Annotated in this window: 1 protein-coding gene; it reads left to right on the forward strand. The window is 67.6% G+C overall.

Annotation, left to right across the window (positions count from 1 at the left end):
* Positions 1-247: hypothetical protein (locus tag FQ664_RS26615; RefSeq protein WP_218570451.1), on the forward strand; the 247-nt coding region annotated here is incomplete at both ends.

Here is a 247-nt window from a genome sequence, read left to right on the forward strand (position 1 = left end):
GTGCACACGCTGCGGCAGATTCCCGAAGCCTGTGCCCGCCTGGAAGGCGCGTTCACTGGCCAGGCGGCGGAGCCCTATCGTTTCTCGGCGGTGCGCACCAGCGAGCAGTGCCAGCCGCGTGCCCGCTTTGTCGACTACAGCAAGGCGCAGCCGAGCGCTGACAAGGGCTGGAAACTCAATGATGTGATCCGTGTTCCGAATGCCGCCTGCCCGGCGCAGCAGGCGGTGGTGCGCGTGTGGCGTCTGC

The sequence above is a fragment of the Pseudomonas persica genome, assembly GCF_900291015.1.
Lineage (GTDB): Bacteria > Pseudomonadota > Gammaproteobacteria > Pseudomonadales > Pseudomonadaceae > Aquipseudomonas.